Source organism: Streptomyces echinatus (assembly GCF_014203595.1).
Taxonomy (GTDB): Bacteria; Actinomycetota; Actinomycetes; order Streptomycetales; family Streptomycetaceae; genus Streptomyces; species Streptomyces echinatus.
The window spans coordinates 305,880-332,463 of record NZ_JACHJK010000001.1; the positions used below are offsets into that span (position 1 = coordinate 305,880).

20 protein-coding genes are annotated in these 26,584 nt (G+C 72.1%); 7 read left to right on the forward strand and 13 right to left on the reverse strand.

Going from position 1 to position 26,584, the window contains the following annotated elements:
- Positions 1 to 315 precede the first annotated feature (315 nt).
- From FHS34_RS01315 to FHS34_RS01330, 4 genes are all read right to left on the reverse strand, one after another.
- Positions 316 to 1,563: an MFS transporter gene (locus FHS34_RS01315; RefSeq protein WP_184958689.1), complete on the reverse strand. Its 1,248-nt coding sequence runs from the start codon at positions 1,561 to 1,563 to the stop codon at positions 316 to 318.
- Positions 1,564 to 1,828: 265 nt separating this feature from the next.
- Positions 1,829 to 2,629, reverse strand: coding sequence for a sugar phosphate isomerase/epimerase family protein (locus tag FHS34_RS01320; protein WP_184958691.1), 801 nt, complete (start codon positions 2,627 to 2,629; stop codon positions 1,829 to 1,831).
- An 18-nt stretch (positions 2,630 to 2,647) separates the two neighbouring features.
- Positions 2,648 to 3,577: a bifunctional helix-turn-helix transcriptional regulator/GNAT family N-acetyltransferase gene (locus tag FHS34_RS01325; RefSeq protein ID WP_184958694.1), complete on the reverse strand. Its 930-nt coding sequence runs from the start codon at positions 3,575 to 3,577 to the stop codon at positions 2,648 to 2,650.
- Positions 3,578 to 3,753: 176 nt separating this feature from the next.
- Positions 3,754 to 4,800 carry a LacI family DNA-binding transcriptional regulator gene (locus tag FHS34_RS01330; RefSeq protein WP_184958702.1) on the reverse strand — a complete coding sequence of 349 codons (1,047 nt, stop codon included), beginning with the start codon at positions 4,798 to 4,800 and terminating at the stop codon, positions 3,754 to 3,756.
- A 264-nt stretch (positions 4,801 to 5,064) separates the two neighbouring features.
- Between FHS34_RS01330 and FHS34_RS01335 the strand changes: the two genes are divergently transcribed.
- From FHS34_RS01335 to FHS34_RS01350, 4 genes are all read left to right on the forward strand, one after another.
- On the forward strand, positions 5,065 to 6,216 hold the full coding sequence (locus FHS34_RS01335; RefSeq protein WP_184958705.1) for a Gfo/Idh/MocA family protein: 1,152 nt from the start codon (positions 5,065 to 5,067) through the stop codon (positions 6,214 to 6,216).
- Positions 6,213 to 7,364, forward strand: coding sequence for a dihydrodipicolinate synthase family protein (locus FHS34_RS01340; RefSeq protein WP_184958709.1), 1,152 nt, complete (start codon positions 6,213 to 6,215; stop codon positions 7,362 to 7,364). Before FHS34_RS01335 ends, FHS34_RS01340 begins: the two co-directional genes overlap by 4 nt.
- Entirely contained in the window at positions 7,361 to 8,197 is an 837-nt protein-coding gene (locus FHS34_RS01345) for a sugar phosphate isomerase/epimerase family protein (RefSeq protein ID WP_184958712.1), read from the forward strand. Before FHS34_RS01340 ends, FHS34_RS01345 begins: the two co-directional genes overlap by 4 nt.
- Positions 8,198 to 8,511: 314 nt before the next feature.
- Complete coding sequence (locus tag FHS34_RS01350) at positions 8,512 to 8,937, forward strand: peptidoglycan-binding domain-containing protein (RefSeq protein WP_184958715.1); 426 nt, start codon at positions 8,512 to 8,514, stop codon at positions 8,935 to 8,937.
- A gap of 100 nt (positions 8,938 to 9,037) precedes the next feature.
- Here FHS34_RS01350 and rbsD read toward each other — a convergent pair whose 3' ends face one another.
- The 5 genes from rbsD to FHS34_RS01375 form a co-directional block, all read right to left on the reverse strand.
- A complete protein-coding gene (rbsD, locus tag FHS34_RS01355; RefSeq protein ID WP_184958736.1) occupies positions 9,038 to 9,427 on the reverse strand; it encodes a D-ribose pyranase in 390 nt (129 codons plus the stop codon).
- On the reverse strand, positions 9,424 to 10,401 hold the full coding sequence (locus FHS34_RS01360; protein WP_184958738.1) for a ribokinase: 978 nt from the start codon (positions 10,399 to 10,401) through the stop codon (positions 9,424 to 9,426). The genes rbsD and FHS34_RS01360 overlap by 4 nt, the downstream gene beginning before the upstream one ends.
- 79 nt (positions 10,402 to 10,480) lie before the next feature.
- Entirely contained in the window at positions 10,481 to 12,430 is a 1,950-nt protein-coding gene (locus FHS34_RS01365) for an ABC transporter permease/substrate-binding protein (RefSeq protein WP_184958740.1), read from the reverse strand.
- On the reverse strand, positions 12,420 to 13,940 hold the full coding sequence (locus FHS34_RS01370; protein ID WP_184958743.1) for a sugar ABC transporter ATP-binding protein: 1,521 nt from the start codon (positions 13,938 to 13,940) through the stop codon (positions 12,420 to 12,422). Before FHS34_RS01370 ends, FHS34_RS01365 begins: the two co-directional genes overlap by 11 nt.
- Positions 13,937 to 14,974 carry a LacI family DNA-binding transcriptional regulator gene (locus tag FHS34_RS01375; protein WP_184958745.1) on the reverse strand — a complete coding sequence of 346 codons (1,038 nt, stop codon included), beginning with the start codon at positions 14,972 to 14,974 and terminating at the stop codon, positions 13,937 to 13,939. The genes FHS34_RS01370 and FHS34_RS01375 overlap by 4 nt, the downstream gene beginning before the upstream one ends.
- Positions 14,975 to 15,162: 188 nt before the next feature.
- On the opposite strand from FHS34_RS01375, the gene FHS34_RS01380 reads away from it, so the two are divergent.
- Positions 15,163 to 15,498: a hypothetical protein gene (locus FHS34_RS01380; RefSeq protein ID WP_184958747.1), complete on the forward strand. Its 336-nt coding sequence runs from the start codon at positions 15,163 to 15,165 to the stop codon at positions 15,496 to 15,498.
- A 322-nt stretch (positions 15,499 to 15,820) separates the two neighbouring features.
- Here FHS34_RS01380 and FHS34_RS01385 read toward each other — a convergent pair whose 3' ends face one another.
- From FHS34_RS01385 to FHS34_RS01395, 3 genes are all read right to left on the reverse strand, one after another.
- Entirely contained in the window at positions 15,821 to 16,777 is a 957-nt protein-coding gene (locus FHS34_RS01385) for a transposase family protein (RefSeq protein WP_184958749.1), read from the reverse strand.
- A 154-nt stretch (positions 16,778 to 16,931) separates the two neighbouring features.
- Complete coding sequence (locus tag FHS34_RS01390; protein ID WP_184958751.1) at positions 16,932 to 17,798, reverse strand: AraC family transcriptional regulator; 867 nt, start codon at positions 17,796 to 17,798, stop codon at positions 16,932 to 16,934.
- A gap of 311 nt (positions 17,799 to 18,109) precedes the next feature.
- Positions 18,110 to 18,727 (reverse strand): TOPRIM nucleotidyl transferase/hydrolase domain-containing protein, encoded by a 618-nt coding sequence (locus FHS34_RS01395; RefSeq protein WP_184958753.1) that lies wholly within the window; start codon positions 18,725 to 18,727, stop codon positions 18,110 to 18,112.
- Between the two features lie 1,206 nt (positions 18,728 to 19,933).
- Here FHS34_RS01395 and recD2 point away from each other — a divergent pair.
- Together recD2 and FHS34_RS01405 are read left to right on the forward strand one after the other, a co-directional pair.
- Complete coding sequence (gene recD2 / locus FHS34_RS01400) at positions 19,934 to 22,150, forward strand: SF1B family DNA helicase RecD2 (RefSeq protein WP_184958755.1); 2,217 nt, start codon at positions 19,934 to 19,936, stop codon at positions 22,148 to 22,150.
- A gap of 178 nt (positions 22,151 to 22,328) precedes the next feature.
- Positions 22,329 to 23,618 carry a citrate synthase gene (locus FHS34_RS01405; protein WP_184958761.1) on the forward strand — a complete coding sequence of 430 codons (1,290 nt, stop codon included), beginning with the start codon at positions 22,329 to 22,331 and terminating at the stop codon, positions 23,616 to 23,618.
- Positions 23,619 to 24,244: 626 nt separating this feature from the next.
- Here the strand turns inward: FHS34_RS01405 and FHS34_RS01410 are convergent.
- A complete protein-coding gene (locus FHS34_RS01410) occupies positions 24,245 to 26,509 on the reverse strand; it encodes a heavy metal translocating P-type ATPase (RefSeq protein WP_184958763.1) in 2,265 nt (754 codons plus the stop codon).
- Between the last annotated feature and the right edge of the window lie 75 nt (positions 26,510 to 26,584).

The window sequence follows — 26,584 nt, forward strand, 5'->3', positions numbered from 1 at the left end:
GCTGAAGGAAACTTCCGAGGAGTCACCAATATCCGGGAAGTTTCTTTCCGTCAAGGGAATGCACAGTAACCAGGAAGCCGCCGCCGACCGCGTATTCACGGGGCGCGTCCAGCCCCTGGACGCCCCGTCATGTCCTTCGCCGTGACGGGCCTGCGCACGCCCGGGCTGACGTACGGCGACCCCGGCTGCGTACGCAAGACGTTCCCCGGCTTCCACGAGGCGTTCGCGGCGCTGCCCGCCGTCGGCCGACGGGGCTCTCGGCGACCACCACCGGAGGCCTCGGGCCCGGCGCCCGAAGCAGAGCGCGCCCGCCGCTCACGCTCCGTCCGGTTCCGTGGCCGGCCTGCCTGCCGCGCGCAGTTCGGGCGTCGCCGTGGCCACCGCGGCGACCGCCAGCACACACAGCACACCGCCCGTGACCAGGGAGGTCACACCGGAGGTCCAGCCGGCGAGGAGGCCGCCGCGCACATTGCCGAGGTTCGGGCCCGCCTGGCCGACGATCTGCTCGGCCGCGGTGACCCGGCCGAGCAGCGCGTCCGGGGTGCGGGTCTGCACGAGAGTGGAGCGGGCGACCACCGCCGTGGCGTCCGCCGCCCCGGCGACCACCAGCAGGGCGAGCCCGGTCCAGGGGTCGCCGGACAGACCGAAGAGGACCAGGGCGGCGCCCCAGGTGGCGGACGCGCTCAGCATCACCGGACCCGGCCGGCCCAGCCGGGTCAGCGCGCCGGACAGCCCGGTCGCCATGACCCCGCCGACCGCCAGCGCCGACAGGAACAGCCCGAGCGTGCGCGGGTCGCCGCCGAACCGCTCGGCGTTGACCAGCGGGAACAGGCTCACCGGGAACGACAGCACGGTGGCGGCGAGGTCGGTGATCAGCGCGCCCCGCACGACCTGGTGCCCGGCCAGGAACCGCAGCCCGTCCAGCACCCCGTGCAGCCCCGCCCGGGACGGCTCGCCCTCGGGCGGCAGCGCGGGCAGCCCGAAGGCGCCGTAGAAGGCGAGGCCGAAGCTGAGGGCGTCCAGCAGATAGCAGACGCCGATACCGAACCAGCCCAGCAGCACACCGGCCAGCGCGGGGCCGAGCAGCATCATCGACTGGCCGGTCACCTGTTGCAGCGCCAGCCCGGCGGCCACCTGCTCCCTGGGCAGCAGCCGCGGCAGGAACACCCCGGCGGCCGGGGCGCCGAGCGCGCCGAAGGCCGACTGCACGGCGACGAGCAGCAGCACCGCGGCCACCGGCACGTGTCCGGTGAAGCCCTGCACCGCGAGCAGCAGGGAGCAGGCCGCCTGGCCGACGGTGGCGACGAGGAAGACCCGGCGCCGGTCGGCCCGGTCCGCCCACGCCCCCGCGAACAGCCCGAACGCCACCAGCGGCAGGGCCTGCGCGAGGCCGACCGCACCGGTCCAGGCGGTGCTGTGGGTTCTGTCCCACACCTGGTACATGACCGTCACCATGGTCATGAACCCGCCCAGCACGGACACGGTCCGCCCGATCAGCAGCCGCCGGAACGGGGGCGAGGTGCGCAGCGGCCGTACGTCGACGAACGAGCGAGTGAGGGTCATGAGCGAGAGCGGGCACACGGCCCCGACGGCTGAATCACCGGGGGGAGGCTACCCGCGCCCCAACTCCCCGGCCAACGAATTACCCACCACCCCACCACCCCGAGCCCCCGCAGGGAGCGCGGGGGACTGCGCGCTCAGCCACACACGACGCTGACCCGACGACGGTCCCGAGCCCCCGCAAGGGGCGCGGGGAACTGCGCGCCCAGCCACACACCACCCGCAGCCGACGGACTTCCTACCCGGCCCCCACCCCCCCCGCGTCCCTCTACGCCGTCTCCCCCAACACCTTCAGCACATGCTCCCGCCCCCCACTCAACAGCCCCGGAAGCGGCGCAGCCGACTCGTACCAGCGCTTCTCGTACTCCCAGCACAGCCACCCGTCCCACAGCCGCCGGGACAGCACATCCACACACTCGGTGAGCGGAAGCACCCCCGCGCCGAGCGGCAGCGGCGCGGTGTCCTCGGCCGAGGCGATGTCCTTGACCTGGACATAGCCCAGATGCGGAGCGAGAGCCGCACAGGTCTCCGCCGGCTGCTCACCCCCGAGCCACGTGTGCATCACGTCCCACAGCGCGCCCACCTGCCGGTGCCCGACCGGACCGAGGATCCGGATCACGTCCGCCCCGGTGCGGTGCGAGTCGTGGGTCTCCAGCAGGATCCGGACCCCGAGCGCGGCGGCGTCCTCCGCGGCCGTGCCGAGCCGCCGCGCGGCGACCGCCTCCGACTCCTCGCGGGGCAGGTCCGGGTCGGCACCGGGGAAGACCCGGACGAAGGGCGCGCCCAGGTCATGGGCGAGCTGGAGGAGGTCCCGGATCTCCGCAAGGACGGGCGCGTCCTCGCCCGGGGCGGCGACGCGCGTGTACCCGGCGATGCCCAGCACCTCCACGCCCGCGGCCCGGAACAGGGCCGCGGTCTCCGCGCGTTCGGCGGGGGACAGGCCAGGATGCACCGGTTCCTCGGGATGGGCGCGCAGCTCGACGCCGTGATAGCCGTGGGCGGTCGCGAGCGCCAGGACCTCAGGGACGGGCAGGCCGGGGACACCGAGAGTGGAGAAAGCGAGCTTCATGGGCACCCTAGGTACCCCTCAGTCGCCGGGTCCATGCAACTCCAGCCGCCAGTCCTGCCCGACGAGGTCCTTGCCGAAGGAACGGTGCGGCTTCTCGGTGCCGAGGACGAAGCCGTGCCGCAGGTAGAGGCGGCGGGCGCTGCTCAGCACGTCGTTGGTCCACAGCACCAGGTCGCGGTAGCCGGCCCCGCGGGCGAAGTCGATCACGGCCCGCACCAGCCGGTCGCCGACGCCGTGCCCGCGCGCCTCGGGCTCGACTAGCAGCAGCCGCAACCGCGCGGTGCCGGGTGCGTCGTCCCGTACGCACATCACACACCCCACCGGCCGCCCCGCCAGCTCGGCGATCCAGACCCGCTCCAGATGCGGGTCGTGGTCCTCGGCGAAGTCGGCGACGATCCGGGCGACGAGCCCCTCGTACTCGGCGTTCCACCCGTACTCCGCCGTGTACAGGGCGGCGTTGCGCTGCACGATCCAGCCCAGCTCCCCGGGCAGCGGCTCCCGCAGTCCGACACCCCCCTCGGGCCGCTTCTCCTCCCCGAGGATGTCCTGGATGGTCCGCATGGCCTCGGCCAGCCGGGACCGGTCCCCGGGGGCCACGCCGTCGAGCAGCGCGCCGATGGTGTCCTGGGCCCGCTCGTCCAGCAGCGCGGCGGTCTCCTGCCCGGCCGCGGTCAGGGTGACCCGGCGCCGGCGCGGATCGCTCTCCGAGGGCCCGCGCGCGATCAGCCCGGCCTCCTCGAAGCGGTTCAGGATCCGGCTCAGGTACCCGGCGTCGAGACCGAGCAGGCCACGGAGGTCGGCCGCGTCGAGCGAAGGGGCGTGCGCCAGCTCGTACAGCACGCGGGACTCGGTGAGGGTGTACGGCGCGTACAGCCGGCGCCCGTAGTCGAGGGCGCCGATCAGCCCCGTGTAGAACCGGTTGAACGCGCGGATGTCCTGGACGGTCATGATCGCCCCCGGATGCTTGACTGAGTCAGAGATCCCGCGAGCGTAACCCGCCCTCACCACCACGTCCACGCCTCAGACAAGAGACGACACGCCCCCCACAAGGGGCGCGGGGAACTGCGCGCCCAGCCACCACCGACCCGCACCCGGCAACCGCCGGAACCCCCCCGCAACGGCCCTCAACTCCGCGGCACCCCCGTGGACCCCCGTACCATCAACTCCCCACGCACCGAGGCGATCCCCCCGGGCGGCGGCTCCTCGCGGCCCATCGCCACGCGGCCGGCCCGCGCCCCCGCCTCCGCCAGCGGCAGCCGGACCGTCGTCAGGGCGGGCACCGCGTCGATGCTGAACGGCAGGTCGTCGAACCCGGCCACCGAGACGTCCTCCGGAATGCGCAGCCCGGACTCGCGCAGCGCGGCACAGGCGCCCAGCGCGACGGAGTCGTTCGCGGCCACGATCGCCGTCAGGGAGGGATCGCGGCGCAACAGCTCCAGCGTGGCCTCGTAGCCGGACCGCCGGTCATAGCGGCCGTACACCGTCCAGCCGGCGTCCTCCTCGATGCCGGCCGCCGCCAGCGCCGCGCGATGGCCCTCCAGCCGGTGCCGGGTGGTCGTCCGCTCCTCGGGCCCGGCGATGTAACCGAGCCGCCGGTGGCCGAGGCCGGTCAGGTGGCCGGTGAGCGCGCGGGCCCCGCCCCGGTTGTCGAAGGTCAGCGCGACGGCCTGGGTGTCCGGCGACGGCGGGCGCCCGCACAGCACCACCCGCGTCCCGGCCTCGGCCAGCTTCCGCAGCTTCGTCGCGACCGCCGCCGCGTGCGGCGCCTTCTCCACGGCCCCGCCGGTCAGCACCACGGCCGCGGCCCGCTGCCGCTGCAGCAGGGTGAGGTACGTCAGTTCGCGCTCCGGCGACCCGCCGGTGTTGCAGACGACCGCCAGGCGCTCCCCGCCCGCACGCCCGCCCGGCCCGCCGATCTCGGCCTGGATCGCGCTCGCCATGATCCCGAAGAAGGGGTCGGCGATGTCGTTGACGAGGATGCCCACCAGGTCGGAGGTGGCCGCGGCGAGCGCGCTGGCGGGGCCGTTGAGGACGTAGTCCAGCTCGTCCACCGCCCGCAGCACCCGCTCGCGTGTGGAGGCGGCGACCGGGTAGTTGCCGTTCAGCACGCGCGACACCGTCGCGGGGGAGACCTGGGCGCGGGCCGCCACGTCCGCCAGGGTCACCGTCATCTCGTCGTCCTCCGGTCGCGCATCTCGTCCTACGTCTTTCACAGACGGCTGGTACGCCCTCGTAGACAGCCAGGCATGGGTCCTGGTTCCGAGCAGACCTTAAGGCCATGACTCCCGGTTGTTCGCCCCCTCGAACAACTCGAAGCGGACACGGTCTTGTACGGACCCGGTCCGGAGGGCTAGCTTCCCCTGACGGGAAAGCGCTTGCTACGCGATCGACGCGGCTACTCAACGGGGCGTCCGGCGCCCACGAAGGGGACTGACGTGACACGTAAGACGGTGCGTATCGCCATGAACGGCGTGACCGGGCGCATGGGCTACCGCCAGCACCTAGTCCGGTCGATCCTCGCCCTGCGCGAGCAGGGCGGCCTCGACCTCGGCGACGGCACCGTGCTCTGGCCCGAACCGGTCCTGGTCGGCCGGCGCGAGCACGCACTGCGGGAGATCGCCGAACGGCACGGCCTCGACCACGTCTGCACCGACCTGGACGCCGTACTCGCCGACCCCGCCGTCGACGTCTACTTCGACTCCCAGGTCACCTCCGCCCGCGAGGAGGCCCTCACCAAGGCGATCGCGGCCGGCAAGCACATCTACACCGAGAAACCCACCGCCGCCGGCCTCGACGGTGCCCTCGCCCTCGCCCGCCTCGCCCGGGACCGGGGCGTCAGGCACGGCGTCGTCCAGGACAAGATCTTCCTGCCGGGACTGCGGAAGCTGAAGCGGCTGATCGACGGCGGCTTCTTCGGCCGCGTCCTCTCCGTCCGCGGCGAGTTCGGCTACTGGGTCTTCGAGGGCGACTGGCAGCCGGCCCAGCGCCCGTCCTGGAACTACCGGGCCGAGGACGGCGGAGGCATCGTCGTCGACATGTTCCCGCACTGGGAGTACGTGCTCCACGAGCTGTTCGGCCGGGTGAGGTCCGTCCAGGCCCTGGCCGCCACCCACATCCCGCAGCGCTGGGACGAACAGGGCAAGCCCTACGACGCCACCGCCGACGACGCCGCCTACGGCATCTTCGAACTGGAGGGCGGCACGATCGCCCAGATCAACTCCTCGTGGGCCGTGCGCGTCCACCGCGACGAACTGGTGGAGTTCCAGGTCGACGGCACGGAGGGGTCGGCCGTGGCCGGTCTGCGCAGGTGCCGCGCACAGCACCGCGGAGCGACCCCCAAGCCCGTGTGGAACCCCGACCTCCCGGTCACCGAGGTCTTCCGTGACCAGTGGCAGGAGGTGCCCGACAACGCCGAGTTCGACAACGGCTTCAAGGCCCAGTGGGAGCTGTTCCTCAAGCACGTCTACGCCGACGCCCCCTACCACTGGGACCTGCTGGCCGGCGCCCGCGGTGTGCAACTCGCCGAGCTGGGCCTGAAGTCCTCCGTCGAGGGGCGCCGCATCGTCGTACCGGAGATCGCCCTGTGACCATCCGTCTCCCCGCCGCGGACGGCACCCTGCGCCGCCACGAGCCGCGCACCGAGCCCCTGGCGGTCGCGCCCGGCACCCCCTTCACCTCCCGTACCGTCTTCGCGGCGGCCCACGTCGTGGCCGACCCGTACGCGGACGTCTCGCCGGACTCGCCCGCCGCGGTCGACTGGGACGCCACCCTCGCCTTCCGCCGCCACCTGTGGTCCCACGGGCTGGGCGTCGCCGAGGCGATGGACACGGCCCAGCGCGGGATGGGCCTCGACTGGGCGGGCGCGGCCGAGCTGATCCGGCGCAGCGCGGCGGAGGCGCGCGCCGTGGGCGGCCGGATCGCCTGCGGAGTCGGCACCGACCAGATCACCGGCGGCACGCTCGCCGGGATCCGCGCGGCCTACGAGGAGCAGCTCGCCGTGGCCGAGGAGGCGGGCGCCCAGGCCGTCCTGATGGCGTCCAGGGCACTGGCCGCCACCGCCGACGGCCCCGAGGACTACCTGGAGGTCTACGGCCACCTCCTGCGCCAGGCCGCCGAGCCGGTGATCCTGCACTGGCTGGGCCCGATGTTCGACCCCGCACTGGAGGGCTACTGGGGCTCCTCCGACCTGGACGCCGCCACCGACACCTTCCTGCAGGTCGTCGCCGCCCACCCGGACAAGGTGGACGGCGTCAAGATCTCCCTCCTGGACGCCCGGCGCGAGATCGACCTGCGTCGCCGCCTCCCGCGGGGCGTGCGCTGCTACACCGGTGACGACTTCCACTACCCCGAGCTGATCGCGGGCGACGAACGGGGCTTCAGCGACGCCCTGCTCGGCGTCTTCGACCCGCTGGGCCCGCTCGCGGCCGAGGCGGTACGGGCCCTGGACACCGGCGACGCCCAGGGCTTCCGCGCCCTCCTCGACCCCACCGTCGAGCTGTCCCGGCACCTCTTCCGGCCGCCCACCCGCTTCTACAAGACGGGCGTGGTCTTCCTCGCCTGGCTCGCGGGCCACCAGTCGCACTTCACGATGGTCGGCGGCCTCCAGTCGGCCCGTTCCCTGCCGCACCTCGCCCGTGCCTACGAACTCGCCGACACCCTGGGCCTGTTCCCGGACCCGGAGCTCGCGCAGGAGCGCATGCGGACCCTTCTCTCGCTGCACGGAGTGACGCCATGAGCACGGACCTCGCCCGCTTCTCCGTCAACCAGATGACGGTGAGGCAGCTGTCGCTCCCCGAACTGGCCGACGCCTGCCGTGCGTCGGGCGTCGGCCAGGTGGGCCTGTGGCGGGAGCCGGTCCGGGCGTACGGCGTGGAGGCGGCCGCCAAGCTGGTCCGCGACGCGGGGCTGACCGTGACGACCCTGTGCCGCGGCGGCTTCCTCACGGCCCTCGACCCGGGCGAACGCGCGGCGGCCCTGGCCGACAACCGCCGAGCGGTCGACGAGGCGGCCGCCCTCGGCACGGACACCCTGGTCCTGGTCTCGGGCGGCCTCCCGCCGGGCTCCAAGGACCTGCGCGCGGCCCGCGAACGTGTCGCGGACGCGCTCGCCGAACTCGCCCCCTACGCCGGGGACCACGGCGTACGCCTCGCCATCGAGCCCCTGCACCCCATGTTCGCCGCCGACCGCTGTGTGGTCTCCACCCTCGGCCAGGCCCTGGACCTGGCCGAGCGCTTTCCCGCGCACCAGGTCGGGGTGACCGTGGACACGTACCACGTCTGGTGGGACGACCGGGCCCCCGCCGAGATCGCCCGCGCGGGCGCGGCGGGCCGCATCCACGCCGTCCAGCTCGCCGACTGGACCACCCCGCTGCCCGAGGGCGTCCTCAACGGCCGCGGCCAACTCGGCGACGGCGCGATCGACATGCGGCAGTGGAAGAACCTCGTGGACTCCGCCGGCTACACCGGCCCCATCGAGGTCGAGCTGTTCAACGAGCGGCTGTGGACCCGGGACGGGCGGGAGGTGCTGGCTCGGACGGCGGAACGGTTCGTGGAGCACGTGATCCGCTAGCGGTCCGCCGCCCCGCGAAAAATCTCGGCGGACCGTGCAACCCTTCCCGCGATTTTCGTGTCGTATCTGTCGTCGGAACCACGGGGGACCCCGGGGGGGAATCGGGTTCCGGCGGGGGAGGGGAAAACCGAGGGGGCGTGTCCAGGCCGACGGGCCGGAGACGCCCCCTCGAAGCATCCGGGCCCACGCGGCCGACCAGGACGAACACCGCGACACGCCGAGAGCTACACGCGTTGATTTCATGATCATCTTCTGCGAGTCTCGTGATCGCCCGAGAGGTTCGGGCAGCACGACTCGCACACGGGGGAATCCTGATGAGCCTCAAGTCCACGATCGTCAGGAGCGGTGTGGCCGCCGCTCTGACCGGCGCCGCGCTGATGGGCGCCGCCACCTCGGCCGGCGCCAGCACGGGCGCCGCCTACATCGGCTCCGGCAAGCCGAACGGCGGCGCCGCGGTGTGGTGCGTCCAGCACAACATCAACTACTGGCTCGCCACATCCGGTTCGGACGCGCCGACCATCGCCGAGGACTCCACGTTCGGGCCCGCCACCCAGGCGGCCATCAAGGAGTTCCAGGGTGAGATGGGGCTGACGCAGGACGGCACCGTCGGCCCGAGGACCGGGAACGCGATCATGTCGCACGGCGACCCGTACTACACCGGCTCCAACATGCCCAACGACGCCTCGCACCAGGGGAACAGGTCCGCCTACTGCTACACCTACCTGCCCACCACCTGGTAGTCGGCAGCGGCCTCCGCGACACCCGGCAGGGCCCCGCTCCGGCGAGGTCCCGCCGCGTCCGTGCGCGGCCCGCACCGAAGTCCGGCCGGCAGGACGGGCCCTAGAAGAACACCCCGCAGCGCAGCAGCACGTTCGCGTACGGCCGGGCCTCGCCGGTACGGACGATCAGCCGCGCCCCCGCCGACAGTTCCTTGAGCCGCTCGTGCGGGACGAGGGCCAGCCCCGGGAAGCGGCCCTCCAGCAGCTCCGTAGCCGCCGGATTCGCCGCCCGTACCTCCTCCGCCGCCGTGGCGCCCTCCACCACCAGCTCGGCCAGCAGACCGTCCAGCACCTCCGCGAAGGACGGGACACCGGCCCGGAAGGCGAGGTCCACCAGACGCGGCCCGTCCGGAACCGGCATGCCCACGTCGCACACCAGCACCCCGTCGCCGTGCCCCAGCCCGGCCAGCGCACCGGCCAGCCGGCGGTTGAGGATCCCCGCCTTCTTCACCGCGACCCGCCCCGCTCACCCGCGGCGGGCGCTCCGCCGGCAGCCCTCCCGGTGGCGTCCGGCACGGCGCCGCACAGGGCCTCGACCTCCTGCGCCGTCGGATACGACTCCTGCGCGCCCCGCCTGGTCACGGCCGCCGCGCCCACCCGCGCCGCGTGGGCCGCCGCCTCAGCCAGACCGGCACCCGCACCCAGCCTCCAGGCCAGCGCGGCGGTGAACGCGTCGCCCGCACCGGTCGTGTCCACCGCGCCCACCCGCACCGACGGCACCCGCGTCACGCCCCGGCCGTCGCACACCAGCGCCCCCTCCGCGCCCAGCGTCACGACCACCGAACGCGGCCCCTGAGCCAGCAGCAGCCGCACCCAGTCCGCGGGCTCCCCGCTCACCCGGGCGTCACCGAGGATCACCCGCGCCTCGTGCTCGTTGACGATCAGCGGATCGCAGGCCGCCAGCACCTCCGCGGGCAGCTCACGCGGCGGCGACGGATTCAGCACGAAGCGGCTGCCCGGCGCCAGGTTCCGCACCACCTCCGCGACCGTCTCCAGCGGGATCTCCAGCTGCGCCGACACCACCCGGGCGGTGTGCAGGAGGCGCGCGGCCGCCCGGACGTCCGCGGGCGTCAGACGGGAGTTGGCGCCCGGCGACACCACGATGCTGTTGTCGCCCTCCGGGTCGACGGTGATGAGCGCGACGCCCGTCGGGGCCCCGCCCACCAGCACGCCCGCCGTGTCGACCCCGGCCGCGCGCAGGGAGTCGAGCAGCAGCCGGCCGTGGCCGTCGTCGCCGACCCGCGCCAGCAGGGCCGTGCGCGCGTCCAGCCGGGCGGCGGCGACCGCCTGGTTGGCGCCCTTGCCGCCCGGGTGCACGGCCAGGTCGCCGCCGAGCACCGTCTCGCCGGCGGCCGGCCGCCGCTCGACGTCGATCACCAGGTCGGCGTTGGCCGATCCCACGACCAGGAGGTCGTAGTCGTACATCAGTTGACTCCCCTGAGAGATGACGCCGGGCGGGCCGCCCCCGGGAAGTCCCCCGGAGGCACCCGCCCGTCCGTCCGTGTCAGCCGCTGAAGCCGGCCACGTTGTCCTTCGTGACCACCTTCACCGGCACCTTGACCATCGGCTCCACCTTGTCGCCCCGGACCGCCTTCAGGGCGTTGTCCACGGCGATCCGGCCCAGCTGGCTGGGCTGCTGGGCGACCGACGCGTACAGCGTGCCGTCCTTGACCGCCGTCAGTCCGTCCGGGGTGCCGTCGAAGCCGACGACCTGCACGGACTTCCCGGCCCTGGAGCCGAGCGCCTTGATCGCGCCGAGGGCCATCTCGTCGTTGGCCGCGATGACACCCTGCACGTCCGGATGGGCCTGGAGCAGGTTCGACATCACGTCGAGGCCCTTGGTGCGGTCGAAGTCGGCCGGCTGCTGGGCCAGCACCTGGATGCCCGGGTAGGCCTTGAGCCCCCGGGCGAACCCGGCCGCCCGCTCCCGGGCCGCCGACGTGCCCGCCTGCCCCTGGAGGATGACGATCTTCCCCTTGCCGCCGAGCCGCTCGGCGACGGTCTTCGCGGCCAGTTCACCGCCGGCGACGTTGTCGGAGGCCACCAGGGTGTCCACCGAGGCCTTGTTGACGCCCCGGTCGACGGCGACGACCGGGATCCGCGCCTTGTCGGCGGCCTTGACGGAGTTGCCGGCCGCGTCCGAGTCCACCGGGTTGACGATGATCGCGCCCAGGCCCGAGCTGGTGAAGTTCTGCAGCTGGTTGGCCTGCTGGGAGGCGTCGTTCTGGGCGTCGGTGACGGTCAGGTCCACGCCCAGCTTCTCCGCCTCGGCCTGGGCACCCGCCCGGATCTGCACGAAGAAGGGGTTGTTGAGCGTGGACAGGGACAGCCCCAGCCTCGGGTTCGTGGACGAGGAGGAACCGCCGTGCAGGAAGGAGGTGGCGCCGACGACGGCGACGGTGACCACGGCGGCGAGCGCGTACGTCACCGCCTGCCTGCCCTTGGGCCCGCCGGTGCCCGCGGCCACCGGAGTCGCCCCGGCCTTGCGGCGCACGGTGTCCAGCAGCACCGCCAGCGCGATCACGACACCGATCACGACCTGCTGCCAGAAGGCGGACACGCTCAGCAGGTTGAGACCGTTCCTGAGCACCGCCAGGATCAGCGCGCCGATCAGCGTGCCGGAGGCCTTGCCGGTGCCGCCCGCCAGCGAGGCGCCGCCGATGACGACCGCGGCGATCGCGTCCAGTTCGTAGCCGTCGGCGGCCTGCGGCTGAGCCGAGGACAGCCGGGCCGCCAGCACGATGCCGGCGACCGCGGCGAACAGCCCGGACAGGGCGTAGATGGCGAGCTTCTGCCGCTTCACCCGCAGGCCCGACAGCCGCGCGGCCTCCTCGTTGCCGCCGATCGCGTACATGGACCGGCCGATGTAGGTCCGCCCGAGCACGAACGCGGCGATCAGCCCCATCAGCACCATGACCAGCACCGGCACCGGCAGCCAGCCGCCGAGGGTGTCCCCGAGGTGCGAGACGGAGCCGGGGAAGGCGATGGGGGAGCCCTGCGAGATCACCAGGGCGAGACCGCGGCCCACCGACAGCAGGGCCAGCGTCGCGATGAACGGCGGCAGCTTGCCGTAGGCGATGAGGAAACCGTTCACCAGGCCGGCCGCGACACCGGTGGCGACGGCGAGGATGACCGCCAGGGCGACCGGCACCCCGTGCTGCGTCGCGCTCCAGGCCAGCACGGTCGCCGACAGCGCGGCCACCGAACCCACGGACAGATCGATGCCCGCGGAGACGATCACGAAGGTCACGCCGAAGGCGAGGATGGCCGTGACGGCGGCCTGGACACCGATGTTGAGCAGGTTGTCCGTCGTCAGGAAGTCACCCGACAGCGCCGACAGGGCGATGACGAGGACGATCAGCGCGGTGAGCGCGCCGTTGTCGAGGAGCAGCCGGCGCAGGGCCCCGGGGGCGCCACCCGCGCCCGGCTCGCTCTTGAGCGTGTCAGTGGCCACGGGGGGCCTCCTTCTCGGTGGTGGGAGTGCTGACGGCGAGGGACATCACCGCGTCCTGCGTGGCCTCGTCGGCGGAGAGCTCACCGGCGATCCGGCCCTGGGCCATCACCAGCACCCGGTCGCTCATGCCGAGCACCTCCGGGAGATCGCTGGAGATCATCAGTACGGCGGCCCCGGCGGCGGTCAGCTCGTTGATCAGCTGGTAGATCTCGACCTTGGCGCCGACGTCGATCCCGCGCGTCGGCTCGTCCAGGATCAGCACCCTGGTGTCGGCCAGCAGCCACTTGCCGATGACGACCTTCTGCTGGTTGCCGCCGGACAGCGTCCGCACGTGCTGCCCGAGGCCCGCCATGCGCACCCCCAGCTGCCCGGCCATCCGCTCGGCCGCCGCGTACTGCGCCCGGCGGTCCACGAGCCCGGCCCGGGTCGCCGAACGGAGGGTCACCAGACCCAGGTTCTCCGCGACGGAGGCGTCCAGCACGAGCCCCTGGCCCTTGCGGTCCTCCGGCACGAGCCCGATCCCGGCCGCCATGGCGGCGTTCACGTCATGCCGCCGCAGCCGGTCACCCAGGACCCGCACGCTCCCGGCGTCGTAGGGATCGGCGCCGAACACGGCACGTACGACCTCCGTCCGGCCGGCCCCCACGAGCCCCGCGATGCCGACGACCTCCCCGGCGTGCACGTCGAAGCTGACGTCGTGGAAGACCCCGTCACGGGTGAGGCCCTCGACGCTGAGCAGCGCGGCGCCCCGCTCGGGCCGCTCCCGCGGGTACTGCTGCTCGATGGACCGTCCCACCATCAGCCGTACCAGTTCGTCCTCGGGCGTGGCGGCGGGCACCTGCCCGACGCTGCGGCCGTCCCGGATGACGGTGACGCGGTCGCCGAGGGCGGCGATCTCCTCCAGGTGGTGCGTGATGAAGACGACCCCCACGCCGTCCGCGCGCAGCGACCGCACGATGGCGAAGAGCTTCTCGACCTCCTCCGAGGTGAGCACGGCGGTCGGCTCGTCCATGATGAGCACGCGCGCGTCCAGGCTGAGCGCCTTGGCGATCTCGACCATCTGGAGCCGCGCGATGCCGAGTTCCCGCACGCGCGCGCGTGGCGAGACGTCGACACCCACGCGCGCGAGGAGCCCCTCGGCGTCGGCCTCCATCCGCTTGCGGTCGATCATCCCGAAGCGGCGCGGCTGCCGGCCCAGGAAGATGTTCTCGGCCACGGTCAGATCGGGCACCAGGTTGAACTCCTGGTAGATGGTGGCGATCCCGAGCCGCTCGGCGTCCTGCGCGCCATGGATGCGCACCTCCCGGCCGTCGACACGGATCCGCCCGGAGTCGGGTGTGTAGGCCCCGGAGAGCATCTTGATCAGCGTGCTCTTGCCGGCGCCGTTCTCACCGAGCAGCACATGGACCTCGCCCCGGCGCAGGTCGAAGTCGACGCCGTCGAGCGCGACCACGCCGGGGAAGGTCTTGCGAATGCCCTCGATGCGCAGCAACTCGTCCGGGTTGCTCACGACGTGCTCCTTTGCACTGGGGAGAGGGACGGTGTGGGGGTGGCCGGCTCACCGCACGAGCGGCGCGCGACGAGCCGGGCGGGCAGGGTGACGGAGCGCGGGGGGCGCCCCTCGATCCGGTCGACCAGCGCGCGTACGGCGAGACGCCCCAGCTCGCCCGTCGGCTGGGCGATCGCGGTGACCGGCGGATCGGTGTGCACGAACCAGGGGATGTCGTCGAACGCGGCCAGCGCGATGTCGTCGGGCACGCGCAGCCCACGCGCGCGTACGGCGTCCAGCGCGCCGAGCGCCATCAGGTTGTCGGCCGCGAAGACGACCTCGGGCGGCTCGGGCAGGTCCAGGAACCCCTCGGTGACCCGCCGCCCGCTCTCCGCCTGGAAGTCGCCCTGGCCCGTATAGGCGTCCGGGAGCGGAAGCCCGTGCTCGGCCAGGGCGGCCCGGAAGGCCTCGACGCGCTCGCTGCCGGTCGTGGTGGCGGCGGGGCCCGCGATGATCGCGAGCCGCCGGTGCCCGAGCCCGTACAGATGCGCCACGAGATCCCGTACGGCCGCCCGCCCGTCGGCCCGTACGACCGGCACGTCCACCCCGGGGATCCACCGGTCCACGAACACCATCGGGGTGCCCGCGCGCGCGGCGTCCAGCATCAGGGGCGAGCCGCCGTCGGTCGGGGAGACGAGCAGCCCGTCGATCCGCCGGTCGAGCAGGTTCCGCACGTGGTGGTCCTGCAGCTCGGGCCGTTCGTCGGCGTTGCCGATGATGACGCTGTAGCCGAGCGCCCGGGCCTCCTCCTCGACGGAGCGGGCCAGCTCGGTGAAGTACGGGTTCAGCACGTCGCTGATGACGAGCCCGAGGGTGTGGGTCTGGTCGGTCCGCAGGGACCGGGCGACGGCGTTCGGCCGGTACCCCAGGTCGGCCACGGCGGCCAGCACGCGCGTGCGGGCGTCGGCGCTGACGGACGGGTGCTCGTTCAGCACCCGCGACACGGTGGCCACGGAAACCCCGGCCGCCGCGGCGACGTCCTTGATGCTCGCCATCGCCGGCTCCACCTCCTCGTGGAATCGATTACACACCCGCTGCAGGAGATTGGAATCGATTACACGGCGAGGGACAACCCCCTGCCCGCATCCCGAAACCGGATCGTGACCGGCCACGAGAAGACCTAGGCTGCCCCCGGGGTGCGCGGGTGGCATGCCCGCGCCAATCAACGGGAGGAGCATCGGACATGCACGCACGCCGAATTCTCGGGGCGTCCCTCGCGGCCGCCGCGCTGGCCGGAACCACGCTGGTGGCGGGCACCCCCGCCGTCGCCGCGACGAACGCGTCAGCGGCGAGCTGCACGGCGAAGGCCCTGGAGACCGTGATCATCCGCGACCGCACGAGCACCAGTGGCACGGCCCTCGCCCAGCTGAACAAGGGCCAGACCGCGTCGTCGCCGTGCCAGATGTACTACGGCGGCTCGTACACCGCCTGCGGCATCACCAGCACCCGCTGGGTCAAGGTCACCAAGAGCGGCGTCACCGGTTACGTGGTCGGCACCTGCGTACTCCAGCCCGCCTGACCCGTTCGCCGGGCCGGACGGTTCCACACCACCCGGCCCGGCCACGGGCCCCCACCACACACAACGGCCCGGCGCGCAGCGCCCGCACTCAGCGGCCCCCAGCAGCCTGCCCCCTCAAATCCAGCGCCCCTGACATCCAGCCCCCCACGGCCAGCCCCTGATATCCAGCAGCCCACGGCCAGCCCCTGACCACGCCCAATGGACTCAGAGGCCGGCGAGGGGACGCGGGCTCAGAGGCCGGAGAGGGGGTGGGCGTGGCTTACGGCCTGCCCCACGATTGATATCTGGGCGTACCGGCCTGGGGTTCGGCTGGGCGGGTTGCTCAGCGGGTCATGGTGCGGGCAAGTACGAGTTCGGTGCTCTGCTGGTGTCGGGTGATGCGCCGGGCGGCGCGGTCGGAGACCAGGCCGGCGACGGCCAGGTGGATCTCGCCGTAGTCCTCGCGTCGTCCGGTGTACCGCTGGAGGGGCCGCCACTGCCGATGCTCGGCGTTGGTGTGCTCGACGCAGAGCCGGCGGGAAGATTGCCGGCGTCGCAGCTCGCGCCACCCGTACCGCTCGGTCAGCGGCGTGTTGTCGATGTCTTTCGGCTTCCGTGGCGGGGCGCTGATCTGGCCGGGGAACTCGTTGGCCAGACCGCGGTAGCCCTCGTCTACTTCGGCTTTAGCGTCCGGATGGAGGCGGAGCTGCTCGGCGATGCCCTCGGTGCGGATCGCGGTCTGGTCGTGCATGCGGCCGGGCCGCACTGCGCCGGAGTACAGGGTGCGTCCCTGCTGGTCGCTGATCGTGGTGGTCTTGATGGTGTTCTGGCGGCGCTTGCCGGAGACGAACGCCCGCCGTCCTGGACGGTGCGCCTGCGGACGTCGCACCTGGGTCTCGGTGCCGTCGATCCGCAGCGTGACGTTCTCCGCTTCGGCGTAGGCGAACGCATCGGCCAGGGTGCGCAGTCGCAACCCGGAGCGACCGGGCACGGCGAAACCACGCGCGGCCAGCAGTGGGCGAATCTCACTGATTGCCCGGCCGATGGTGGATGATCCCACCTCGTAGATCACGGCCAGGGCCTCGTGGGTCAGACGGGTGCGCAGGTGGACCAAGGTGGCCAGCACCCGGTCGGTGGAGGACAGTTCACAGTTCGGCCCGGCTCCCCGGTGCCGTCGGCGGGCGCCCCGGCGCCGCTCGTGCCGTCCGGACTCACAGCGTGCTTGCCAGCGTGGCGCGAGTTCTTGGATCAACTCGCCGAGATGGTGGCACGACAGACCGCAGAGGGAAGGATGGGACATGGCCGTGCGGATGTGCTTCTTGATCACACTCGAAGAACCCGCACGGCCCGCCTCCTGTCACGGCCGAACCTCGATCATTCGCGGGGGCGTAAGCCGAACAAGCGGCTGTACGAATACGGCGGGCGACTCGGCAAGCCGTAGCCGGCGTCGGGGTTCAGCCGCCGACTCGCTCCACCGGAATCCAAACCTCCGCGTCCGCGTGCGTACCGTCCTCGGACACCCGCGTGCGCGAGAGTGATGGACCCGGCCGGCTCCGGTACGGGTTCGACGGGAACCACTGCGTGTACACATCCCGCCAGAGGTACTGCACCGCCAGCGGAAACTCGCCCGAGGACTCGAACACCGCCCACGTCCCCGGCTCGACGTCAAGGCTCTCCGAAGCGCCGGGCACCTCCGCGTCGCTCACCACCCCGTGGAAGTAGTCGATTTCGGTGCCCTCCGCATCGTCCGCGGAGTGGTTGCTGACAGCGGCCACGACACCGGCGGGCTCCCCGTCCACGTACTCCTCCCAGCGCCCCAGTGTCTCCTTGCCGATGCTCTTGACGAACTCCACGATGGCCGGGTTCATCCCCTCGTAGACCAGCGGGACCTGTGTCCCCCTGCCCATGAGCCTGAACCCGTCCTTCTCCACTACCCGGTACCGCATGCTGCTGCTCCCTTCGACGATCAGCCGGAAGGACATCCGGGGCTGGGAGTGCAGCGCGGCACCCGTCCGCCGCGCCTCGCCGGGTCCGACCCCGTGCACGGCGCGAAAGGCACGCGCGAACGCCTCGCCCGAGCTGTACCCGTACCGCACCGCGACATCGAGCAGCGTCCGCTCCCCGGCGAGCACTTCGGCCCCGGAGAGCGTCAGCCGGCGGCGGCGGATGTACTCGGAGAGCGGGATCCCCGCCAGCGCGGAGAACATCCGCCGGAAGTGGTACTCCGACGTCATGGCGATACGGGCCAGCTCGGCCGCGTCGATAGGCTCATCAAGGTGGTCCTCGATGTAGTCCATGGCCTGATTTAGCCGCTCCAGCACCCCTGGCCGTCCTTCCCTTACTGATCTCCACGCTAGGGAAGACCCACTGTGCCGGACCCGACATCCTGTGCCCGGTGCGGTCGGGTCAGCTCGCTGCCCTGGTGTCTCGCATGACCTCATTACGCAGTGCCAGACGGCGGAGGCCACGCATGCCTGACGGCTCGGACTACGGCGGCACCAAGGAGGCTGGCGCCACGGTCGCCCTCGCACTGCGGCCCGAGGGGCATACCGCCCGGGACACGCTGATCAGGGCCCACGATGAGGCGCCGTACCGGCGGGGTCTGCCCCGCGATCAATCGCGGGGCAGACCGTTAGAGGCCGGCGAGGAGGTGGGCGAGGGGATCGGGTACGCGGTCGGCGTCGAGGGCGTCGACGAGGACACGCCCGTAATGAATCTTGCGCCCCTTCTTCGTGCCGAGGAAGCGCCGCAGCTGCTGCTCCGAGGTGCGCCCCTGCTGCGCGGGCTGGCGCAGAAAGGTCCGCAGGGCGCGCAGGTCGCCCTCCGCCCGGACCAGCTCCTCCACGCGCGCCACGCCCAGCGCCCGAATCAGCTCGTCCTCCAGATCAGCCGCGCACACGAAGAACCCCTCCTGCGCCGCGCCGGCCCGCTCCCAGCCGCGGGCGTAATACCGGCGCTCGGCCTCGTCGCACAGCCCCGTGAGGCGCAGCCCCAGACCGACCGGCCCGAGGAGCCCGGCGAAACGCCCGACGCTCATCGCCCCGCCCATCGGCAGGACGCAGACCCCCTCGGCCGCCAGGTCACGGCCGCGGCGCGCGGCCAGCGCGTCGACGGCCGCCGCGTCGCTCGGCCCCTCCAACAGGACGGCCACCCGCACGGGCAACCGCGCGGCCAGCGCGCGTGCGGCCCCGCCGTCCCCACCGGCCGCCCACGCACCGACCGCCTCCCGGAACTCCCCCATGCCATCCATGAGTCGAGTCTCCGCCGCCCCGAGCCACCGCGACAGGCATTTTCCCCGGGCCCCCGCCAGGGCGCCCTGCGCAGCAGGGGTAATTGGTGGATCCGTGCCACTGAGCGCAGACGAATCAGCAGGTGGGAAAGCGAGCCCAAGCCCGTGACGCGGCACAGATCTGCCAATTGAGGGTGAGCGGCGGTTCGAGTGCTCCCAGGCACTCAGTCAGGGCCGCGAACAGCCGCTTCTCCGACCCAGGGATCAGGCGTCGTGTGGGGCCGACCGGCAGACGTACGAACGCGAACGCGCTGGGGGCCGACCGGCCACAAGTATCCCCGACACCGAACGCCGCCAACGCCCCCGGCGCCCATGCGAGAGGCGTCCGCGCACCCCCCACTACCCGTGACCCGCTGAACCCACCCGGCGTCCCTGCGAGGCGCGTCCGCGCGCCCCCCCCACTACCTGTGACCCGCCGAACTCACCCGGCGTCCCTGCGAGAGGCGTCCGCGCACCCCCCACTACCCGTGACCCGCTGAACCCACCCGGCGTCCCTGCGAGAGGCGTCCGCGCACCCCCGCCGACAGCACGCCCTCGGCCCACTCAAGGGCCCGGTACCGGCCTGGGCCACTGCCTTTGCGGCCCGCTCCAGCACGACACTGGCCGAGAAGCGAGCGGCCCGACGGCCACCTGCTCACTCCGTGCCGATCAACTCCGTCACATTCGTACAGCGGGCAGCACTTGGCAACGCCGGACCTCGCCGAAGCCGGCCTCAGCCGTACCCACCGAAGCCGGACCCAGCCCGGCCCCGCCAACGCACGGACCCCGAACCGCACACACGATGACGCCACGGCCGGCCCCGCTCCACCCCCCATCCCCGTCACACCCCAGCCCGGCCCGGTCATACCCGCACCCCGTCGCACCGCCACCCCTGTCACACCCTCCCGGTACCGTCGCACCATGGATCGACAGGCGGGGAACTCCAACTCCACGAGCTCCACGGGCCCCATGAGCACGGGCCCCACCCCCACGAGCTCCACGCGCCCCCCTGCCCCCAGCCCCACGCGCCCCACACCCCCCACCTCCGCGAGCCCGGGCCCCACCCCCAGACCCCCCACCGGCCGCACCCCCACCCCCACACGCCCCCCGAACCCTTCCCCGTCCCCAACCCCCTCCCCCTCCCCTCCCCCCACCCCACCCCACCGCCACCCAGCCACGCTCGAAGGGGTGCTGGAGCGGATCACGTATGCCAACGAGGAGAACGGATACACGGTCGCCCGTGTCGACACCGGCCGGGGTGCCGGGGAGCTGCTCACGGTGGTGGGCGCGTTGCTCGGTGCCCAGGTGGGGGAGTCCCTGCGGATGGAGGGCCGCTGGGGTTCGCATCCGCAGTACGGCAAGCAGTTCCTCGTCGAGAACTACACGACCCTCCTGCCGGCCACGGTCCAGGGCATCCGCCGTTACCTCGGCTCCGGTCTGGTCAAGGGCATCGGGCCGGTCTTCGCCGACCGCATCACCCAGCACTTCGGTCTGGACACGCTCCGGATCATCGAGGAGGAGCCGAAGCGGCTGATCGAGGTGCCGGGGCTCGGGCCGAAGCGGACCGGGAAGATCGCGGAGGCCTGGGAGGAGCAGAAGGCGATCAAGGAGGTCATGCTCTTCCTGCAGACCGTCGAGGTGTCGACGTCGATCGCCGTGCGGATCTACAAGAAGTACGGCGACGAGTCGATCTCGGTCGTGAAGGAGCAGCCGTACCGGCTCGCCGCCGACGTCTGGGGCATCGGCTTCCTCACCGCCGACAAGATCGCCCAGTCGGTCGGCATCCCGCACGACAGCCCGGCGCGGGTGAAGGCCGGCCTGCAGTACGCGCTGTCCCAGTCCGCGGACCAGGGCCACTGTTTCCTGCCGGAGGAGCGGCTGATCGCCGATGCCGTGAAGCTGCTCCAGGTCGACACCGGGCTGGTCATCGAGTGTCTCGCGGAGCTGTCCGAGCCTGCGGAGGAGGGGGCGGATCCGGGGGTCGTACGGGAGAAGGTGCCTGGTCCCGAGGGGGATTCGGAGCCCGTCAGCGCCGTCTATCTGGTGCCGTTCCACCGTGCCGAACTGTCCCTGTCCGGACAGCTGCTGCGGCTGTTGCGGACGGACCAGGACCGGATGCCGGGCTTCCGGGACGTGGACTGGGGCAAGGCCCTCGGCTGGCTGAAGGCGCGTACGGGAGCCGACCTGGCGCCGGAGCAGGAGGCGGCCGTCAGGCTCGCGCTGACCGAGAAGGTGGCCGTGCTGACCGGCGGGCCGGGCTGCGGCAAGTCGTTCACGGTGCGCTCGATCGTGGAGCTGGCCCGGGCCAGGCGGGCCAAGGTGCTGCTGGCGGCGCCGACGGGGCGCGCGGCCAAGCGGCTGTCCGAGCTGACCGGAGCCGAGGCGTCCACGGTGCACCGGCTGCTGGAGCTGAAGCCGGGCGGGGATGCCGCCTACGACCGGGACCGGCCGCTCGACGCGGACCTGGTGGTCGTGGACGAGGCGTCGATGCTGGACCTGCTGCTCGCCAACAAGCTGGTGAAGGCCGTACCGCCGGGGGCTCACCTGCTGTTCGTCGGTGACGTCGACCAGCTGCCCAGTGTCGGCGCCGGGGAGGTCCTCCGGGATCTCCTGGCCGACGGCAGTCCCGTCCCGGCCGTCCGGCTCACCCAGGTCTTCCGGCAGGCCCAGCAGTCCGGTGTCGTCACCAACGCGCACCGGATCAACGCGGGGCGGCATCCGCTCACCGACGGGCTGAAGGACTTCTTCCTCTTCGTCGAGGAGGACACGGAGGCAGCCGGCCGGCTCACGGTCGACGTCGCCGCGCGGCGGATTCCGGCCAAGTTCGGGCTGGACCCGCGCCGGGACGTCCAGGTGCTCGCGCCGATGCACCGGGGGCCGGCCGGCGCGGGCGTGCTGAACGGGCTGCTCCAGCAGGCCGTGACGCCCGGGCGGCCCGATCTGCCGGAGAAGCGGTTCGGCGGCCGGGTCTTCCGCGTCGGCGACAAGGTCACCCAGATTCGCAACAATTACGAGAAAGGGAAGAACGGCGTCTTCAACGGCACCGTGGGCGTCGTCACCTCGCTCGATCCGGTCGACCAGCGTCTGACCGTGCTGACGGACGAAGACGAGGAGGTTCCGTACGAGTTCGACGAGCTCGACGAGCTGGCCCACGCGTACGCGGTGACCATCCACCGCTCTCAGGGGAGCGAGTATCCCGCCGTGGTGATTCCGGTCACGACCGGGGCGTGGATGATGCTCCAGCGGAACCTGCTGTACACGGCGGTCACCCGGGCCAGACGGCTGGTCGTCCTCGTCGGTTCACGCAAGGCGATCGGGCAGGCGGTGCGCACGGTGTCGGCGGGACGGCGTTGTACGGCCCTCGACTTCAGGCTCGGCAAAAATGATCGATCAAACGAGTCGTAAAGGTCACAGAGCACTTCCGGATGCCCCTCGGAGGGGGCAGGATGAGCAGGTTGACGGCACTGAGTGCCGCCAATAGGCCCAATGGTCGACCCCGAGTGCACTCTCCTGAGCCAAATGGGGGATGGTAGAGACAGTCAGGGCACCTCGAAGATGAGGCACTACGTCGGTGAGGGAAGACGTGAGCGACAACTCTGTAGTACTGCGGTACGGCGACGGCGAGTACACCTACCCGGTGGTCGACAGCACCGTCGGCGACAAGGGCTTCGACATCGGGAAGCTCCGCTCCCAGACCGGTCTGGTGACCCTGGACAGCGGGTACGGCAACACGGCCGCCTATAAATCCGCGATCACCTACCTCGACGGCGAGGCGGGCATCCTCCGCTACCGCGGCTACCCCATCGAGCAGCTGGCCGAGCGCTCCACCTTCCTTGAGGTGGCGTACCTGCTGATCAACGGCGAGCTGCCCACCGTCGACGAGCTCTCGACGTTCAAGAACGACATCACGCGGCACACGCTGCTGCACGAGGACGTCAAGAACTTCTACAAGGGCTTCCCGCGCGACGCCCACCCGATGGCCATGCTGTCCTCGGTCGTCTCGGCGCTGTCCACCTTCTACCAGGACAGCCACAACCCGTTCGACGAGAAGCAGCGCAGCCTCTCCACGATCCGGCTGCTCGCCAAGCTCCCGACGATCGCGGCGTACGCGTACAAGAAGTCGATCGGCCACCCGTTCGTCTACCCGCGCAACGACCTCGGCTACGTCGAGAACTTCCTGCGCATGACCTTCTCGGTCCCGGCGGACGAGTACGAGCTGGACCCGGTCGTCGTCTCCGCGCTCGACAAGCTGCTGATCCTGCACGCCGACCATGAGCAGAACTGTTCGACCTCCACGGTCCGCCTGGTCGGCTCCTCGCAGGCGAACATGTTCGCCTCGATCTCGGCCGGCATCAGCGCCCTGTGGGGCCCGCTGCACGGCGGTGCCAACCAGTCGGTGCTGGAGATGCTGGAGGGCATCCAGGAGTCCGGTGGGGACGTCGACTCCTTCATCCGCAAGGTGAAGAACAAGGAGGACGGCGTCCGCCTGATGGGCTTCGGCCACCGGGTCTACAAGAACTTCGACCCGCGCGCCAAGATCATCAAGGCTGCCGCGCACGACGTCCTCTCCGCCCTCGGCAAGTCCGACGAGCTGCTGGACATCGCGCTGAAGCTGGAGGAGCACGCGCTCTCCGACGACTACTTCGTCTCGCGCAGCCTCTACCCGAACGTCGACTTCTACACCGGTCTGATCTACCGGGCCATGGGCTTCCCGACCGAGATGTTCACGGTCCTGTTCGCCCTCGGCCGGCTGCCGGGCTGGATCGCCCAGTGGACCGAGATGATCAAGGAGCCGGGTTCCCGCATCGGCCGCCCGCGCCAGATCTACACGGGCGTCGTCGAGCGCGACTTCGTTCCGGTCGAGGAGCGCTGAACACACCGAGTACCAGGGTCTGCCCGTCGGGGCGGGCCCTGAGCCGGTGCCGGAGAGACGGCGACAGCCGGAGAGCCGGCGACAAGCGGAAGGCGCCCTGAGACGCCGGTCCCCCCACGGGCCGACGACCAGGGCGCCTTCCCATGTCCCGGTGCGGATTCCCCCCACGGGATCCGGCCGGGCGCTCGGAGAGGACAGCGCCTGAATCGCTGTCTGAGCACAACGAGCAGAACTCGCCGTGCTCCAGTGATGCGGTGCGATCTGCCGGGACAACGCACGCTGGGAGGGCCGCTCAAAGCTTCCCGGTGTACGTGCCCCGGCAACGCATCTCTGAGGAAGTCCCCCAAGACATCCTCAGATGCCAGTCAGCGCCCCCCAAGACGCTGGTCTGACATCGCCAACTTAGACCTTCGAACCCCTTCGATGGTTACGTTCGCATCACTGTGATCTGCGTCTCTTGCATATGTCCCTTAGGTACGCAAGAGCCCCGATACGGCAATCGGGACCCAAGCGTAAGGATGATGCGCGAGCCTTGTGAAGAGCTTATGTGAGGCGCGCGCCGGACTCCAGGGGGACCGGTACATCGATCCGCATTGATCCGTGTCGGTCCCGCGGGCGCCGCCGGTTCAGCGGAAGGCCCGCAGCCGCAGACTGTTGGTGACCACGAACACCGAGGAGAAGGCCATCGCCGCCCCCGCGATCATCGGGTTGAGCAGTCCGGCGGCGGCCAGCGGCAGCGCGGCGACGTTGTAGCCGAAGGCCCACGCCAGGTTTCCCTTGATGGTGGCCAGCGTCCGGCGGGACAGCCGGATCGCGTCCGCGGCCACCCGCAGGTCCCCGCGCACCAGCGTCAGATCGCCGGCCTCGATCGCCGCGTCCGTGCCCGTGCCCAGGGCGAGGCCCAGGTCGGCGGTGGCGAGCGCGGCGGCGTCGTTCACCCCGTCGCCCACCATGGCCACGGACCGTCCCTCGCGCTGCAGCCGTCGTACGACGTCCACCTTGTCCTCGGGCAGCACCTCGGCGTACACATTCCCGGGGTCGATGCCGACGCTCCGCGCCACCGCCTCGGCGACCGTCCGGTTGTCCCCGGTGAGCAGTACCGGCGTGAGCCCCAGGCCGCGCAGCTCGCGGACCGCCTCGGCGCTGGTGTCCTTGACGGCGTCGGCGACGGCGAGCACTCCGCGGGCCCGTCCGTCCCAGCCCGCCACGACGGCCGTACGGCCCTGCTGCTCGGCCTCCCGTGCCGCGCGGGCCAGCTCCTCCGGGAGGGTGTCGTAGAGGCGCCCCACGGCCACCTCACGGCCGTCCACCCGTCCGCGCACGCCGCGCCCGGGCACGTTCTCGAAGTGTTCGACCGCCGGCAGGGCGCCGGCCCGTTCCTCCGCGCCGGTGGCGATCGCGCGGGCCACGGGGTGCTCGGAGGCGTGCTCCAGGCCGCCCGCGAGCCGCAGCAGTTCCTTCTCGTCCTCGCCGTCGGCGGCGTACACCGCCTGCAGGCTCATCCGTCCGGTGGTGACCGTGCCGGTCTTGTCCAGGACGACCGTGTCGACGCGGCGCGTGGACTCCAGGACCTCGGGGCCCTTGATCAGGATGCCGAGCTGGGCGCCCCGCCCGGTGCCCACCATCAGCGCGGTCGGCGTCGCGAGGCCCAGCGCGCAGGGGCAGGCGATGATCAGTACGGCGACGGCGGCGGTGAACGCGGCGGCCGTGTCGCCGGTGGCACCCAGCCAGGCGCCGAATGTACCGAGCGCGACGAGGATGACCACGGGGACGAACACGGCGGAGATCCGGTCGGCGAGCCGCTGCACCTCCGCCTTGCCGTTCTGGGCGTCCTCCACCAGCCGCGCCATCCGGGCGAGCTGGGTGTCCGCGCCGACCCGCCCGGCCTCCACGACCAGCCGTCCGCCCGCGTTGACCGTGGCGCCGGTGACCCGGTCGCCGGGGCCGACGTCGACCGGCACCGATTCGCCGGTCAGCATGGACGCATCCACCGCGGAGACGCCCTCCACCACCGTGCCGTCGGTGGCGATCTTCTCGCCGGGCCGTACGACGAACCGGTCGCCGACGGTCAGGGACGACACCGGCACGCGCACCTCGCGGCCGCCCCGCAGCACCGCCACGTCCTTCGCGCCCAGCTCCATCAGGGCCCGCAGGGCGGCCCCGGCGCGCCGCTTGGAGCGGGCCTCCAGGTAGCGGCCGAGCAGGATCAGCGCGACGACCCCGGCGGCGACCTCCAGATAGATGGTGGAGGCGCCGTCCATGCCGGAGACGGTGAAGCGGAACTCGTCGCGCATGCCGGCCATGCCCGCGTCGCCGAAGAACAGCGCCCACACAGACCAGCCGAACGCGGCCAGCGTGCCGACCGAGACCAGGGTGTCCATGGTGGCGGCGCCGTGCCGGAGGTTGGTCCAGGCGGCCCGGTGGAAGGGGGCGCCGCCCCAGACGACGACCGGTGCGGCGAGGGTGAGCGAGAGCCACTGCCAGTTGTCGAACTGGAGCGCGGGGATCATCGCGAGCAGCACCACGGGGGCGGCGAGCAGCGCGGAGACGAACAGGCGGTGCCGGAGCGCGCCGAGTTCGGGGTCCCGCCCGGGGCTCTCCGTCCCGGCCTCGGGTCCGGGCTCCGGCGGCGCGGGTTCCCCGGCCGTGTAGCCCGTCTTCTCCACGGTGGCGATCAGGTCGGCGACCCGGACGCCGTCGGTGATCGTGACCTGGGCCTTCTCCGTGGCGAAGTTGACGGTGGCGCTCACGCCCGCCATCCGGTTGAGCTTCTTCTCCACCCGGGCGGCGCAGGAGGCACAGGTCATTCCGCCGATGAGCAGTTCGACCCGTTCGGCGCCGGACGTTTTGGCCGTGGTCCCGGCCGCTGTCTTGGTGGTGGTGCTGGTCATGTCCGGACTCCAGACATCGGACCGGACCGTACGGATCCAGTATCAGCTGGTCGGCACGGCCCGGTCGGGAAAGGG